The following is a 16,285-nucleotide window of genomic DNA, read 5'->3' on the forward strand; positions in this document are numbered from 1 at the left end:
GCCGAATGCACGGATCGAGGAGAGCCGGAACCATGTCCGACGAGACGCGTCCCGACGCGACAGGGGCACACAGGAACGAAGATCCCCACGGGATCGACACCCGGATCGTTCACGTCGGGCGGGATCCCTTCGCCAATCACGGCATCGTCAACCCGCCGGTGCATCACGCCTCGACCGTGCTGTTTCCCACACTCGACGCGCTGGTGAAGGCCGCGGCCGACCCCACCCGCGGGGTCTATTACGGGCGCTACGGCACGCCGATCACCCATGCGCTGGAAGATGCCTATGCCGAGCTGGCGGGCGGTGCGCGCGGCATCGCGCTCGCCTCGGGCAAGACGGCGATCCTGGCGATGCTTACCGCCTTTACCGGTGCCGGCGATCATGTGGTCGTGCTCGACAACGTCTACGAACCGACCCGGGCGCTGGCGGACCAGTTCCTCGGCCGCTACGGCGTCGAGGTCACCTATGTCGACCCGATGGCGGGGGCTGGGGTTGCCGATCATTTCCGGCCGAACACGAAGCTGCTGATGCTGGAAGCGCCGGGTTCGCTCACCTTCGAAGTGGCCGATCTGCCGGCGATGATCGCCGCGGCCAAGGCCGCGGGCGTGCGCACCGCGCTCGACAATTCCTGGGCGACGCCGCTCTATCTGAAGCCGCTCGCCATGGGGGTCGACGTGGTGATGGAGGCCGGAACCAAATATCTGGTCGGCCATTCCGACGCCATGATGGGCGTTCTGTCGGCCACGGAAGAGGCCTTTCCGGCGCTGCGCCGGGCGGCCAGCGAGATCGGCGCCCCTCCGGGACCGGACGACTGCTATCTGGCGCTGCGCGGGCTGCGCACCCTGTCGGTGCGCATGGCGCGGCACCGCGAAACCGGCCTGGCCCTTGCCCGACACCTGGCCGGGCACGACATGGTGCGTCAGGTGCTGCATCCCGCCCTGCCCGGCTGCCCGGGCCACGAGGCCTTCCTGCGCGACTTCCAGGGGTCGAGCGGCCTGTTCGCGGTGGAGCTTCAGCCGGGCAGCCGCGACCGGATCGCGGCGATGGTCGACCACATGGCCCTGTTCAAGATGGGCTTTTCCTGGGGCGGCTATGAAAGCCTGATCCTGCCGGCCGACCCGCGCCGGGCCCGCACCGCCACCCGCGACCGCTGGACCGGCCGCGGACCACTGCTGCGCATCCATGCCGGGCTGGAAGACCCGGCCGATCTGATCGCCGATCTGGACGCGGGCCTCGCCCGCTATGCCGCCGCCGCCGACGCCTGACGAACGGGCGGCGGCAGGCGGCCCCCGAGACGAGGGAGACGTCATGACCGCCGCCATTCCCATCGCCCCGGCTGTTCTTGCGCTCGGCCTTGGCCTGAGCCTCAGCCTGGCAGGCCCCGCAGCTGCAACCGATCCGGCACCCGGAACCCGGCTCAGGGTCGATGCCGACCGCCTGCCGGCCCCGGGCAATGCCCCGAGCCCGGCCAATTCGCCGCAGACGGTCGACCGGCCCGCGGCCGCCACCCTGCGCGTTCCCGACGGCTTCCGTGCCACGCTCTTCGCCGAGGGGCTGGCGCATCCCCGGGTCATGGCGGTTGCCGCCAATGGCGATGTCCTGCTGGCCGAAAGCCGGGCCGGCAAGATCACCCTGCTGCGCGACGCGGATGGCGACGGCCGGGCGGAGGTCCGCGAAACCCTGATCGACGGCCTGGCCCGCCCGCATGGCATCGGCTTCCGCGAGGGCACGATCTGGGTATCGGACACCAACGGGGTCTGGCGCTGGCCCTATACGCCCGGCGACACCCGCATCACCGCCGAACCCGAAGCCGTGACCCCGCCCGACGCTCTGGGCAGCGCCGGTGGTCACTGGACCCGCGGTCTTCAACTCGATCCCGAAGGGGAAGGGTTCTGGGTCTCCATCGGCTCCCGCGGGAATGTGGGGGTGGAGCCCGAGCCCCGGGCGACCATCCGCCGCTTCGACGGGCCGGGCGATGGCGGCCACAGCTTCGCGACCGGGCTGCGCAATCCGGTGGGGATGGCGATCCACCCCAAGACCGGCGCGCTGTGGACCGTGGTCAACGAGCGCGACGGGCTGGGCGACGATCTGGTGCCCGACTATCTGACCCGGGTCCGGGAGGGCGGCTTCTACGGCTGGCCCTATGGCTGGGCCGGCGCCGGCGGCGACCCGGTGGTCCAGCCCGGGCTGGAGGGGCAGGACGAAGGCCGGCTGGCCCGGCTGATCACCCCCGATTCGCGTTTTCAGGCGCATTCTGCACCGATCGGACTGACGTTCTACGATGGCACAATGTTCCCGGAACGATACAGCGGCGGTGCCTTTGTCGCCCTGCGCGGGTCCTGGAATGCGGCAGAGCCCCGCGGCTATGTCGTGGCCTTCGTGCCCTTCAATGCCGATGGCGCACCGGCGGATGGCGGGGTCTACGAGGTTTTCGCTTCAGGTTTCCGCCTCGATGACGGCGGGCGTGGGGAGCCTGCGCAGGTATGGGGCAGGCCGGCCGGAGTGGCGGTAGACCGCGCCGGCGCCCTGCTGATCGCCGACGATACCGGCGGCACGCTTTGGCGTGTTGTCACAACGGGAAACTGACCGGATTTTCAAGCTGATTGCGCAGTGATGTGCCGGCGGCATGGCACGGAGCTTGCCAGAAGAGAGGCAACCGAACCGGATGGTTCGCCCCTTTTCTCGAGCGAGACCCCCCATGAGCGCGCTGATCGGCATTCTGAACGGCAAACCGGTCGGTGACCGTTTGCATTCTGCACTGGACAAGCTGGACCCGGCACGCATCGTGCGGCGTGACACCCGTATGTTCGCGACCCACGGTGCCGCCGCTGGTCTGGCGGCGATCGGGCCCGAGATTCCCGAACACGTCGCCGCACGCCAGGATGTCATCCGCCCCGATGCGCGGCTGATCCGGCTGGGCCAGACGACGCTGGGTATCGTGGGCCCGGCACCCGCGATCTGCCGGCTTGGCCTGGGCGACGGCGCGGTGGAGCCGACCTCCGCCGATCTGCGCCGCAACATCGCCCTGGCGGCGCTGCTGGCCGATCTGGACCGGCCCGGCCAGGATACGGAGCTGGCACTGCGCCGGCTGATGGACCGCACCGGCGGCGACATGTCCTTCACCCTGCTGATCGACGAGGATCCGCGCCGGATGTTCGTCGCCCGCGGCGAGACGGCGCTGTGCTTTGCGGCAGGCGATCACACCGGCCTGGTCGCCAGCGACGAACGCCTGCTGAGCGGAGCGGATCCGGTGTCGGTGGGGCTCCGGCCCGGCGATGTCGCCACCCTCTCGGCCGACCGGGTGCGGGTCGCCGATGCCTGCGGCCGGGTGATCGCCCGCCGCATCGGCCCGGCCGCCCGGCCGGCCGATGTGCCGCCGATGCCGGCTGCCGGCCGCGATCTTACCGCACATGATCTGGATCATCTGGCCCATGCGGTGCGCCTGGGGGCCGGGCTGACCGCGCCGGATGCGGCACCGCTGCCGGTGTCGGCTGCGGCCGGCATCCATGGCCGCATCGCCTTCAGCGCAGCCGCCCCGCTGATGCCGGCCGCAGCCGCAGCCGCGGATCTCTGGCGGCGCTGCTATGGGCTGGAGGTGATGGTCCGGCCGATCGAAGACGGCGCCCGCCCCTATCTGCCGGTCGATCTTGTGATCATCCTGCCGGACCCGGCCGATCTGGCCGGCGGGACGGATCTGCCGCGCCGGCTGCGCCAGGGCGGCGCGCGATCGGTGACCATGCTGGTGGCCGATGCCGGTGCCGGCCCCGCCGCTTCCGGGCTGGATGCCGTCTGGCGCCTGCCGCTGCCGCGCGAATACGGCGTGGCCCCCACGCTTTCGGCCCTCGGCCTCATCTCGGGTCTGGCCGCCATCGGCTCGCGCATCGCCGCCCTCGGCAATGGCGCCCCCCGGCCGCGGCCCGGGCTCCATGATGCGGGCATCGCCCCCCGGGTCGTCGCCCGCGTGCTGAACGCGACCGCCGACCGCCTCGCCGCGCCCCAGCCGGCGGCCTTTGCCGAGGCGGCGACGGCCCAGATCGACCGGATCGCCGCGCGCATGATCGCGAGCGGTCAGCGCCGGCTGGATCTGGAGCTGGCGGGGCCGGTGCTCGACCCGCGTGTCTCGGGCGGGATGGCCGAGCTTGCCTGCACGCTCTTCGCCGAAATCGCGCAGGTGATCTGCCTGCCGGCGCAGGACCATGATCCGTTCGGCCACCCGTCATCGGGGGCGGCACCTGCGCGCGCCCTGCCATCGGCGCCACGCCTCGATCCCACCACGGCGATCGGCGCGGCAGCCGGCAGCGAGAACGCCACCACGGCGGCCGGGCTTGCCGGTGCGATGATCCTGGCCGCCGCAGGGGCGATGCGCACTGCCCATGCCTTCGCCCGGGCCAGTGGCGCCACGCTCGGCCGTCCTCGCTGCCTCACCGGTCTGCGCGGCAGCTGACGCCGACCGGATCAGGGATCGGTCGGCGCCTCCGACCAGGCCTGACGCTTGCGATAGATGGTGGAGGCGCTGATGCCGAGCAGGGCGGCGGCCCGGGGCACATTGCCACCACAAAGCTCGATCGCGCGTTCGATCGCCATCCGCTCCACCTGCCAGAGCGGCCGGATCTCACCCTCTGCACCATAGATGCCGGGAGTGTCCGGATCGCGCCCGCCGCCGACCTCGTCCACCTCCCCATCCGCGACCGGTTCGAAATCCAGCTCGGGCGGCGGCGCGCCGGTCGTCGCGGGCTTGAGCAATCGCGCCTCTGCCTCGCGCAGCTGGGCGGGCAGCATGTCCAGGGTCAGGACCTCCCCGTCATTCAGCACCACCGCGCCGTGAAGCACGTTGTAGAGCTGACGGATATTGCCGGGCCAGCGATAGGCCGCGAGCGCCGCCTCGGCTGCAGCGTCGATCCTGCGGAAGCCCTTGCCTTCCAGGGACGCCAGATCGTCCAGTAGATGGCGGGCGATCAGACGCACATCGTCGCCCCGCTGGCGCAGCGGCGGCAGGTGGATCGGCACCACATGCAGACGGTAGTACAGGTCCTCGCGGAAGCGGCCGGCCTCCACCTCCACCAGCGGGTCGCGATTGGTGGCGGACACGATGCGGATGTCGACCCGCTCGGTCACGCCCGAGCCCACCTTCTGGAAGGCGCCGGTCTGCAGGAAACGCAGCAGCTTGCTCTGCAGCGCCAGATCCATCTCGCAGACCTCGTCCAGGAACAGCGTGCCGCCATGGGCGCGGGTCGCCGCACCGTCGCGGTCGGTATGGGCGCCGGTGAAGGCGCCGCGGACATGGCCGAAGATCTCGCTTTCCATCAGATCGCGCGGGATGGCGGCGCAGTTGAGTGCGACGAAGGGTCCGCGGGCGCGCGGGCTGCGGGCATGCAGCGCCTCGGCCGCCAGCTCCTTGCCCGTGCCGCTCTCGCCCGTGATGAAGACCGAAGCCCGGCTTTGTGCCGCCCCTTCGATGATCCGATAGATGCCCTGCATGACCAGCGACCGGCCGATCATGCCGCAATAGGCTTCACGCTCGCCGATGCGGTCGACCAGCCGGGTGAGCGTGCCCAGCGCCAGTGCGTTGCGCACCGTCACCACCAGCCGTTCGGGCGGGAAAGGCTTCACCAGGAAATCGTGGGCGCCGGCGCGCATCGCCTCGACGGCCACATTCACCGAGCCATGCGCCGTCACCACCACCACATCGCAGCCGCCCCGGCGGCGCAGATCGGCCAGAATGTCGAGCCCGTTGGCGTCGGGCAGGCTGAGATCCAGCAGCACCAGCGCCGGGGGCGTCGCCGCAATCCGTTCGAAGGCGGCTGCCGCCGTCCCCACGGCCACGGCAGGAATGCCGGCGCCACGGAGCTGTTCCGCGTAAAGGCGGGCCAGAAGGGCGTCGTCCTCGATGATCAGAACTTCGGATGCACTCTCGTCCGCCACCATACCGCCACGTCACCATACTGCCTGATGCGGTGACCATGGGTCCCCCCGGCCACCCGCAAAACAAGGCTAGCAGAAGACCGGGGCGCGGTCAGCGTCCACGACGACACCCGCATCAGGTGTAGGGCGCGCCAATCGGCGCCGGTGTCAGTTACCCGGCGTATCGAGCACCGGCTCCCGCGCGGTCGCAGCTTCCAGGAGCCCGGGATCCGCGGCAGCCGACAGCTGATCGAGCAGAGCACGCGCCGGCGCATATCCGCGCGCAACGGCGCGGCGGCATCGGGCCACCGCTTCCACCATGTCCGGCGGATCCCCCACGAGCGCACGCAGCGCCAGGGCGTGATCGGCGGCCCCGTCGCCGGCACGCGCCGCGCGCAGCAGGCGGGACCGCGCAGCAGCGGCATCGCCCCCGGCGGCACGGCCGTCGAGCTGCATCAGGGCAAGGCCGGTATCGGCGGCGACGATGCCGGCACGCGCCGCCTGTTCGTACAGCATCGCCGCCCGCACCGGATCGGCCGGCAGAGCCGGGCCTGCGCCCTGGTCCAGCAGGCGCGCCAGGTTGAAGGCGGCACGCGCATCCCCGGCATCGGCGGCGCGGCCGTACCAGGAGGCAGCCGCCGCCGGATCTGCTTCCCCGCCCTGCCCCTGCTCTGCCATCACCCCCAGATAAAAGGCGGCGCGGGCGTCACCAGCCTCTGCCAGCCTGCCGAACAGGTTACGGGCGGTGGCATAGTCGCCGGTCTCCCAGGCATGGGCAGCGGTGGCGAAGCCCTGCGGCGGCGTCCAGGCCTGGGCACCGACCGGCATCATGGCCGCCAGACCGATCACGACCGCCCTGCGGAGTGCCGTCTGCACCCCACGCCCCTTCACCCTGGCCAGCCTCATGTCACCCCCGATGCGCACCCCGCCCGGTGCCAATAAGTACTCTCCCGCGCAGCTAATATTCCGCAAGCGGCCGAGGGGATGCAAGCCGGAGCAGGTACCGTCGGTCAACCTGCGCGGCACGGCCGCGGGAGCGCCACCCGGCTCACCATCAATCCGACCAGCGACCAGAAAACCACACCATTCCAGTTGTTGAAGAAGCTGCCATGCGGAACGACCGGCCAGAGAATCAACAGGATGCCGAGCCCGGCCCCTACGGCCACCGGATCCATGCGCTGCGGCAGGAATGCTGCGACAAAACCACCGACCAATGCCAGGAAGATAACCAGGCCGATAACACCGTGCTCCGCAAAGAATTCAATGTAAGCGTTATGCGGATGAGTCGAACAAAACTCCAGATATTCCGAGTAGTCGGTGCCCCGCAGTCTGATGTTAGGGGATCGGATTTCCGGGCAGACATCCCGAAAATTCTTTCCTCCGGCGCCAACCGCAGGCGAGAGTTCGCCGACCTCGACGCCGGACTGCCAGAGCAGGCCATAGGACGTCGTCGACAGACGTGACAGCGTCCCCAGGGTCGAGCCGATCTGACGGTCGAAACTTGCGGGAGACAGGATGTAGGCCACCACCGCGCCAACAATTGCAATCAGCAACCCATACCGCATGAAACGACGGAGACCTGGCACGGGCACGATCAGAGCCATAATCAACAGACCAAGGCCTGCCAGCAGAAAGGCACTCCGCTCGCCTGACAGGAAGATTGCGAGCAGCACCAGAAACAGCCCGACACCGACGGGAGCCAGCCGTCGCATCGATCCTGCAGCTGCCCAGGCCAGGGCGAAACCCAGGCATGGGAACATCGTCTTGGTCAGAAAAATGCCGACCTTGCGATCATCGAATGGGCCGGTCAGCCGCAGGGGATGCGAATAGCTTTGGACAATCCTGGTGACCCAGTACCATTCCATCAGCGCCCAGACGGCACTGAACAAAACGATGGCCAGCAAAACCGCCACGTAGCGGTCGCGCCATTTGGGTTCCGTCAGCAGCCAGAAACCGAGAGCCGCTGCGAGCATCGGAAATCTGATGAAAGTCCCGGCCCGGCTGAATGCATCAGACACGCTGGCCAGCGCAAAGGGCGCCGTAGCCAGCATGAACACCCATAGAACAAGCGCCAGACGAAACCACCAAGCCCGAAGCGCAACCGTGTCCCGATTGACGGCGCCATGGATGAGAAACAAAAGCGCAACCAAAGAGCCACCGACATCAGTCACCCCTGGCCCCAGTATCATCAAAATGGGCAAGATCATTGCAATCATGCGTCCCACGGCTCTAAGACGATCCTGCGCCTCCGCGCCCGCGGAACTCACATTATTTTGGGACAAGGTCATCCTCTCGGGCAAAATCTGGCTGGAGAGATATGGAAGATCTTGCCTTATATCCCGAATCCGCCGTCAACGCGACGTTCTGATTGCTTACTTTCCCGGATTTTACCCGGCAGAAGCCGTCATGCCCCCAGCTTGAGATCGCCGAGCCCGGCGCCGGCAATGCCCAGCCCGTCCATGGCAGCGAAGCCGAAATGGCGCACCTCGCCGCCCACCCAGACTTTCACGCCGGAACGGCTGGCGGCACCGGTCTCGGAGACGACCAGTTCCGCCCGGGCCTGCAGGGCCACCACCGGGGCGTTGAAACGGCCCTGCGCCACGGCAACCGGGCGCAGGCCGCCGGCCAGGCCCCGACGGGCCAGAGTGCCGACCAGGGCTGCCACGGCTTCGGGTCCGGGGGTTTCTTCGGTGCGCCCGGCCAGCGGGTCGAAAAGGCGCGCGATGAAATCGGCTCCGCCCATCTCGCCATGGGCCGGCGCATAGGCCAGCACCGGCGCCTGCTCGTGGGCGGCGCTCCAGGCGGCAAGACGCGTGAAGGCGGGGCGGATGGCGCCGAGGGTCGCGGCATCCTCGATGGGCACCAGCAGGATGCGGCGCTGCGTCGCGGCCAGCCCGAAGGGCATGTTGCCGGGGACCCGCATCGGCGGTACGCCAAGGGCAGACAGAACTTCGGCCCCGTCGAAATGGCCGACGATTTCATGAGAGAGCGTCGCTCGATAGCGCAGCCGGCCGTCGGCCTCGCGCAGCACCGGGATCACCCGGCCGCCGGTTTCGAAGCGGATCGGGCCGCGGCCGTCGCGGCCGAGCAGGACATGGGCAGCCGCCAGCAGGCCGGTTCCGTCCACCTCCTGGCGCATACCGTCGCGCCAGACGTCGAGCCGGGCATCGGCCTTGAGCGAGGGGGTCACGGCAACAGCCGTCGTCGCCGGCTCATCCAGCCGGGTCGCAACCTCGCAGGCATTGTCCGCACCCAGGATCACCACCGCAGATACGCCGCCCTGGCCGCTCCGGGCGTAGAGCCGCACACGATGCAATTCCAGCATGGGACCGCTTCCCCTTGTGAGAGCGTGGCGCATTCCGACCGCTGACGCTCGTCCACGAATGCCGTCGCCGCCGTTGATCGCGTTCATTCGACACCCGCTCATAATAGGCAAGAACCAGACCGTGATTTCAACTTTCAATTTAATGGACATGACATGCAGTGCCGGCCACACGGGCTGGCCGCCGCCTGTCGACGCCCGCGGAGGGTGTACCATGCCGCGGAAGTCATGGCTGTGATCGAACCATTACAACTTCCGGTCAGATCCCCAGGTCACCGATATGTCACGGCGCCGGCTCGGCCACGACGATCAGCCCGTCGCGCTCCACCAGCCGGCGGCGTTCCGTCAGCCGGCGGATCTCGTCTTCAGTCACCGAGCGCAGCCCGGCACTCAGCGCGCGGAAGCCCAGCATCCGGGCCAGCTGGCGCTGCAGCTCTTCGCGGGTGACGCCCAGATTCTCGGCGGCGATCCGCATCAGCCCGGCCTCGATCTCGGCTGGCGGCAACAATTCGGGCTTGCGCAGCCCCGCCGAGGTTACGGCACTGCGATCGCGGATGCGCACCGGCTCTCCCGGCAGGCTCAGGAACCAGCCTTCGTCGACCAGATGGCGGCGACGAATGGCATAGGATGCCGCCGCCCGCACGGCGGCCTGGATCCGCGCCCCGGCGCGCCCCAGCCCCCAGGCATCGCGCAGCCGCGCCGTCACCTCGTCCAGATGCACCGGCCCTTCGACCTTCACCACCGCCATCACCATCGGCGCCAGCTTCGCCGGCGTCACCTGGTGCAGCTCCATGCCCTGCAGCTCGGCCGGCACTTCCGGGTCCGCCTCGACATAGGCAGGGGTGATGTGGTCATCCTCGGCCGGCGCCTCGTCCTCGCCGCCTTCCAGCCCCAGTTCCGCGGCCAGCGCTGCGTCTTCGGGCGACATGGCCGCGGCCGCCGCGGCGCGGCCGTCATCGCGAGCCTCCAGCATCTCGCGGGCCCCGACGATGGCCGCCTCCACCGCCGCCAGCTGGCCCTCGGGGCGGGCGAACCAGTCGGCCGACCAGATCCGGTGGATGATCCAGCCGTGGTCTTCCAGCACCGCCTGGCGCAGCCGGTCGCGGTCCCGGGCCGATCGTGCGGCATGATAGCCGGCCCCGTCGCATTCGATGCCGAGCAGATAGCGGCCGGGCCGGTCGGGATCGACCACCGCCAGATCGATGAAGAAGCCGGCCAGCCCCACCTGTTCGTGGACGACATGGCCGCGCGCCCTGAGCGCCCGGGCGACCTGTTCCTCGAACACGCTGTCGGCCGGCCGGCCCGACCGGCGGGCGACCTCCAGGCTGCCGGTGCGGGCATAGCGCAGAAAGGTTTTGAGCGCCGCGACGCCGCGGCCGCGCGCCCGCTCCAGATCGATGTCCTCGTCGGTGATCGAGGCGAAGACCCGGCAGAACCGTTTCGCCCGGCTGATCAGCACGTTCAGCCGCCGCTCGCCGCCCTCGGCACCAACCGGGCCGAAGCGCATCGCCATATAGCCCTGGGCATTGCGGCCATAGGCGACGGAGATGAAGATCACGTCGCGCTCGTCGCCCTGAACGTTTTCCAGGTTCTTCACGAAGAACGGTTCGGCCGGATGGGCGTTGAAGAAGTCCTCAGTCTCGGGATGGGCCCGGCGCAGGGCCTCCAGCGCATCCAGGATCGCCCGGCGCTGGCGCACCGAGAAGGTGGCGACCCCAAGCGAGCGCTCGGGCGTGGTGCGGGCATGGGCGATCACCGCCTCGGCCACCCGCCGCGCCTCGGTCGGATTGGTGCCGCTGCCGCCGGTCTCGAACACGCCGTCGGTCACATGGACGAAATCGAGCCCCAGCCCGGCCTCCCCCGCATAGGGGCTCGGCACCACATGCAGCCGGTCCTGATAGAATTCATGGTTCGACACCGCGATCAGCGACTGATGCCGGCTGCGATAATGCCAGCGCAGCATGCGCTGCGGCAGGCCGCGGGCCACGCAGAGCCCCAGAATGCTCTCGACATCGGCGATCCGGGTGGTCTCGTCGTCATCCTCCGCATCAGGCGCATCGGCGGTCATGCGGGCGAAGAAGGCGGTGGGCGGCAGCTGGCGCTCGTCACCCACCACCACCATCTGCCGGCAGCGGGCAATCGCCCCCAGCGCATCCACCGGCTGGATCTGGCTCGCCTCGTCGACCACCAGCAGGTCGAAGCCGATCCGCCCCGGCTCCAGGAACTGGGCGACCGACAGCGGGCTCATCATGAAGACCGGCTTCAGCGCCTGAACCGCAGGGCCTGCCTGGCTCATCAGCTGGCGGATCGGCATGTGCCGGCGCTTCTTGGCCAGCTCTCCCCTCAGAACGCCCACAGGGCCCAGCCCATTCACCCGCGGACGGCTGCGGGCATGTTCGGTCCGCACTTCCGACCGGGCGAGGTCGATCCGGGCCCGGTCCAGCGCCGCGAAGCTCCGCACCAGCCCGTCCTGGGCGGTGCCGTCGAAACCGGCCAGCGCCGGCTCGGCCGCGGTCATCGCCTGCCAGATCGCCTCGAAAGCGGCCATCTCGAAGGCCGGCATCACGCCCGCCCGGTCCAGCCGCCCATCCTCCAGCCGGTCGACCAGCGGCGCCAGACCGGCAGCACGTGCGGCCCGCGCCGCAGCCAGGATCGCAGCCCAGGCCGGCAGCCCCTCGGGCGCCGCCAGCCAACCGCGAAGATGGGCCGCCAGCGCATCGAGATCCAGATCCGGGATGCCGGTCTCGCCGAACATGGCCCGCGGATCGAAGGCCAGCCTGGACCACAGCCCGACCACCTGATCGACGATGCCGTGGCCGGCTTCCACCAGCGCGGCCGTGCGGCCACGAAGCGCGGCACGATCGGGGGTGCGGGCCGCCAGCGCCCGCAAGTCAGGCTCCGCCGTCAGCCAGGCCGCCGCCCGGGCGATGGTGTCCCAATCCGCCGCCGCGCGGTCGCCGGCCGGCCAGAGCGGCCCGAAAGCGGCGCGGCCGGTGACCGCGGCATCGGCGAGCACGGCCTCGCGCCGACGCATTTCGAGCAGATCGTCCAGGGCCGCCAGCCGCTCGCCGGCCAGGATGGTCGGAGCGATCAGGGCGGCGAAGGCCGCATCGACCACGGCCTCGGCCGCAACCACCGGCGCCAGAGCGGATGCCGCCAGCGGCGCCCGTTCTCCGCCCAGATCGGTGCCGAGCAGCGCCGGGGCCGCCGGCCCCACGATCCTGGGCCAGCCGGTCCAGATCATCCGCGACCGCTGCAACCGCAGCCCCGAGACGCGCGGCCAGATCGCCCGCAAGCGGCCGGTCGGCACAGGCCGCGGCCGTGCGGCGGGTGGCGGCGTCGCCGGCCGGGCCGTTCACCCAGGCCAGCATCGCCTCCAGCCGCTCTGGCGCGCTGCGTGCCCCGCGCCAGACCGGGCCGAAAGCGGCACGGCCCAGGGCGTCGCCCGCTTCTGCCCTTGCCGCCGCCGCCTGGCCGGCGATCACCCGGTCGAGCAGCTGGATCAGTTCGCCATCTTCGGGCTTCGGCCCGGTCAGGATCGATTTGACCAGCCGGTTCGCCCGCCGCCAGCGGCCGCTGAAGATCCGGAACAGGCTGCCGCCGGTCTCGGCGATCGCCTGGCGGGCCTCGGCCAGCCCGGTCGACCAGGCGGCCTCGGTGACGCGGTCGCCGGCGGCAAGCCGTGCATCATGGGCGGCCCGCACCGCCTCGACCAGATCGGTGAGCGCGGCCCGCTCCGCCTCCCAGCTCTCGGCCGCCAGCTGCTCCGCCGGCAGGTCGGGGGCCGCGGCCACGGCCGCGCCGCAGCGGATCAGCGCCCCGGCCTCGCGCAGGGTTTCCGGCGCCGGCAGCCCCAGGTGACCGGCCAGACGGCTGCCCGCCTCGATCACCGCCGGCAGCGCCGCCACCACCCGGGCCAGCCGGTCGCGGGCGGCCGCATCGAAGCCTGCGGGCAGGACCGCCAGCCGGTCACGGGCTGCCTGAAGATCGGCGGTCGCCAGCCCGTCCGCCCCGGGGGCAAGCCCCGGCCGCAGCCGTGTCGCCTGATCGCGGAGCGCAAGCCCGGTCTCGACCAGCACCGCCACATCATCCGCGGCCACCGACCAGACCGGGTCCAGGAACACCGCGGGCGGCAGATCCGGTGCAGCCGCCAGCCGCTCGGCCCGGGCCAGCAGCCGGCTGCTGCCGTCCAGCGTGGCGGGGGCCGGCAGGTCCAGCAGGCCCGCCACCACCTCCGCCTCGGCGCGCCAGCCGGTAAGTCCGCGCTCCAGCGCCGCAATTTCGGCCAGCCGGCGGTCGGCATCCAGCGGGCTGATCGTATCCAGCCCCACGCCGCGCCAGGGATGGGATGCGGGCGGCCCCTCCGCTTCGATCCGGCGGGCGAGATCGTCCAGCGTCGCGGCCAGGGCCGTCCGCTCGGGCGCAGTCCAGCCGGGGGCGGCCTCGGCCAGATCGAAATCGGCCGGCGCCACACCGGCCGCGCGCAGGCGCACCAGCTCGCCGATCACCTGATAGGGTGTGAGCCCGGTCGGCTCCAGCGCGCGATGCAGCCGTTCGGCATGGGCGTTCAGCTGCGCCCGGCTGCGACCCAGGCGATGGAACAGGGTCTCGTCATCGCCGATCCGGGGCGTGCCCAGCTCCCAGCTGCGCTTCAGATCCTCCAGAACCGCCCGTTTTGTCGCCTTGTGGCTGTGCAGTTCCAGGCAGACCTCGCCCACGCCCGCCTGATCCAGCCGGCGCTTCACCACCTCCAGCGCTGCCATCTTCTCGGCCACGAACAGCACGGTCTTGCCGTCGGCGACCGCGGCGGCGATGACATTGGCGATGGTCTGCGACTTGCCGGTGCCCGGCGGGCCCTGGATCACCAGGTCGCGGCCGCGCCGCGCCTCGTGGATCGCCAGCGTCTGCGAGGCATCGGCATCGACGATATGTACCAGATCCTCGGGCCCGATCAGCGGATCGACCGGCACGTCCTCGTCGAAATCGACATCCTCGACCCCGAAACCCTCGTCCAGCAGGCCGCGGATCAGCGGCCGGTCGGTCAGCGGCGCATCCGCCGGCCAGACCGCCGGATCCAGGTCGCGATACATCAGGAATTTCGAGAACGAGAAGAAGCCGAGGATCACCTCGTCGGGCCGCACCTCCCAGCCCTTGCGGCCGTGAACCGCCTCGGCGACCGCCGTCACATAGGCCGTGAACGGATCGGTCTCGCTCTCGGCTTCCGCGTCGAAGGCCGGCAGGGTGATGCCGTGTTCGCGGTCCAGGAAGGCTTCGAGCGACAGGTTGGTCGCGACGTCCTCGGGCCGTGCGGCCAGGCGGAAACGCTCGGTGGCGCTGCCGCGCTCCAGCTGCACCGGCACCAGCACCAGCGGCGCCCGGCGCAGCTGACCGCCCGCGGCGGGGTCGGTCCAGACCAGCGTGCCCAGCGCCAGGAACAGGATGTTGACGCCCTGCTCTTCCTCCAGCGTGCGCGCATCCAGATGCAGGTCCAGCAGACGACGCTGCAGCCCTTCCGAGCCGAGACGGGTCTGGAGCTTCGTGTCGGTGTGACGCGCGGCCAGCCCCCGCGCATCCACCGCCTCGTCCTCGGGCTGCGCCAAGGCCTCGCCGGCTGCAGCACCCCCTTCCGCCCCACCCTCTTCCACCTGCTCCTCTTCGGTCTCGCGGCCGGGCAGGAAAGTGAAGCGCCGCCCCTCGCCCACCAGCAGCCGGTAGATTTCGGTCGCGCGCTCGTCGACGATGTCGAGCATGCGGCTGCGCCGGGCCTGAGGCAGGTTCAGCAGGCGATTGCGCGCCGAGAGATCGAGCAGGTCCATCCGCGCCCGGTCGAGCTTCGCTGCCAGCGGCAATCCGCTCCGCAGGACTGAAGGCTCGGTCGCCGCGGCGGTGACGGGCTCGTTCTCGGGGGACACCGTTTCGCTCATCTCCGCTCACCATCCGACGGGGAAGGGTACCGCGGACGGGCCGCGGCGGGGCTCGGCTCAAGCTGTAGAAGGAGCGCCGGCAAAATTCAACGCCGCAGCGGGTTCCTGGTCAACGCCCGGCGCGTCCCCGGCCAACCGACCGCGTACCGGCCTTCCCATCGGGTACCGCCCCGCGCCATGATGTCAGCGCCCGCCGCACCGCCCCCGGGAGCCCGACCCGCATGGCCTTCTCGCTGCGCCAGCTGCAGTATTTCGTCGCGATCGTCGAGCGCGGCAGCATCTCCTCCGCCGCCCAGGCGCTGTCGATCTCGCAATCGACGGTGACCGAAGCGCTGCGCGGGCTGGAGATCGATCTGGGCTTTCCGCTGGTCGAACGTCATGCCCGCGGTGTCGCCCCCACGCTCAAGGGCCATCAGTTCCTGGCCCATGCCCGGCGGATTCTGGCCGATGTCGCCGATGCCCGGCGTGCGATCCGCGGCGAGAGCGCCGTGCTGAAGGGCCAGCTGGCGCTGGGGGTCACGCCGCTGGTGGCGGGCTATGTCCTCGCCGATCTGCTCGCCCGCTTCCGCCGCGCCTTCCCCGATGTCGATGTCCAGACGGTCGAGGACAATGGCGACTATCTGGAACATCTGCTGGTCGGCGGCGAACTCGACGTGGCGGTGATGGTGCTGGCGCCCGGGCGCAGCAGTTCTGCCCTGCAGATCGAGGTGGTGGAGATTTCGCCCTATCGGGTCTGGCTGCCGCTCGGCCATGCCGCCACTGCCGAAGAGCGGGTCAGCCTGCGCGACCTAGCCGCCGAGCCCCATGTGCTGCTCACCATCGACGAGATCGCCGAGGCGTCGGAGGTGGTCTGGCGCCGGCTCGGCATCCGCCCGCCGGTCGCCTTCCGCACCCGCTCGGTCGAAGCGGTGCGCAGCCTGGTCGCCACCGGCACCGGCGTCGCGATCCTGCCCGACCTCACCTACCGGCCCTGGTCGCTGGAAGGCGACAAGATCGAAGCGCGGGGCGTGGCCGAGGATCTGCCCGCCATCCAGGTCGCCACCGCCTGGCGCCGCGGATCGCCGCTGTCTGCCGCGGCCGCCGGTTTTGTCTCGGTCGCCGCAACCCGCCAGGCCGCCCGGCGTTAGGGGGGGCCGAT

At 70.5% G+C, this 16,285-nt stretch carries 10 protein-coding genes; 4 read left to right on the plus strand and 6 right to left on the minus strand.

What is annotated here, in order from left to right:
• Positions 1 to 32: 32 nt before the first annotated feature.
• From metC to TMO_RS12680, 3 genes are all read left to right on the plus strand, one after another.
• Positions 33 to 1,265 carry a cystathionine beta-lyase gene (metC, locus tag TMO_RS12670; protein WP_014746030.1) on the plus strand — a complete coding sequence of 411 codons (1,233 nt, stop codon included), beginning with the start codon at positions 33 to 35 and terminating at the stop codon, positions 1,263 to 1,265.
• Positions 1,266 to 1,308: 43 nt separating this feature from the next.
• Positions 1,309 to 2,586: a PQQ-dependent sugar dehydrogenase gene (locus TMO_RS12675; RefSeq protein WP_014746031.1), complete on the plus strand. Its 1,278-nt coding sequence runs from the start codon at positions 1,309 to 1,311 to the stop codon at positions 2,584 to 2,586.
• Positions 2,587 to 2,698: 112 nt separating this feature from the next.
• Positions 2,699 to 4,444: a hypothetical protein gene (locus TMO_RS12680; protein ID WP_014746032.1), complete on the plus strand. Its 1,746-nt coding sequence runs from the start codon at positions 2,699 to 2,701 to the stop codon at positions 4,442 to 4,444.
• 11 nt (positions 4,445 to 4,455) lie between these two features.
• On the opposite strand, the gene TMO_RS12685 is transcribed toward TMO_RS12680, so the two are convergent.
• The 6 genes from TMO_RS12685 to TMO_RS31075 form a co-directional block, all read right to left on the minus strand.
• On the minus strand, positions 4,456 to 5,925 hold the full coding sequence (locus TMO_RS12685) for a sigma-54-dependent transcriptional regulator (protein WP_014746033.1): 1,470 nt from the start codon (positions 5,923 to 5,925) through the stop codon (positions 4,456 to 4,458).
• Between the two features lie 144 nt (positions 5,926 to 6,069).
• The gene (locus TMO_RS29480; protein ID WP_014746034.1) at positions 6,070 to 6,777 is read right to left on the minus strand and encodes a tetratricopeptide repeat protein; all 708 of its coding nucleotides are present in this window, start codon (positions 6,775 to 6,777) and stop codon (positions 6,070 to 6,072) included.
• Positions 6,778 to 6,911: 134 nt separating this feature from the next.
• Positions 6,912 to 8,117: an O-antigen ligase family protein gene (locus tag TMO_RS12695; RefSeq protein WP_187297778.1), complete on the minus strand. Its 1,206-nt coding sequence runs from the start codon at positions 8,115 to 8,117 to the stop codon at positions 6,912 to 6,914.
• A 188-nt stretch (positions 8,118 to 8,305) separates the two neighbouring features.
• Positions 8,306 to 9,226: a PhzF family phenazine biosynthesis protein gene (locus tag TMO_RS12700; RefSeq protein WP_014746036.1), complete on the minus strand. Its 921-nt coding sequence runs from the start codon at positions 9,224 to 9,226 to the stop codon at positions 8,306 to 8,308.
• Positions 9,227 to 9,506: 280 nt separating this feature from the next.
• Positions 9,507 to 11,978 (minus strand): DUF3320 domain-containing protein, encoded by a 2,472-nt coding sequence (locus tag TMO_RS31070; protein WP_145978234.1) that lies wholly within the window; start codon positions 11,976 to 11,978, stop codon positions 9,507 to 9,509.
• Between the two features lie 136 nt (positions 11,979 to 12,114).
• On the minus strand, positions 12,115 to 15,072 hold the full coding sequence (locus TMO_RS31075) for a DUF4011 domain-containing protein (RefSeq protein WP_187297779.1): 2,958 nt from the start codon (positions 15,070 to 15,072) through the stop codon (positions 12,115 to 12,117).
• 296 nt (positions 15,073 to 15,368) lie between these two features.
• On the opposite strand from TMO_RS31075, the gene TMO_RS12715 reads away from it, so the two are divergent.
• On the plus strand, positions 15,369 to 16,274 hold the full coding sequence (locus TMO_RS12715; protein ID WP_014746039.1) for a LysR substrate-binding domain-containing protein: 906 nt from the start codon (positions 15,369 to 15,371) through the stop codon (positions 16,272 to 16,274).
• Positions 16,275 to 16,285: the final 11 nt, after the last annotated feature.

This window comes from Tistrella mobilis KA081020-065 (genome assembly GCF_000264455.2).
In the GTDB taxonomy this organism is placed as follows: domain Bacteria; phylum Pseudomonadota; class Alphaproteobacteria; order Tistrellales; family Tistrellaceae; genus Tistrella; species Tistrella mobilis.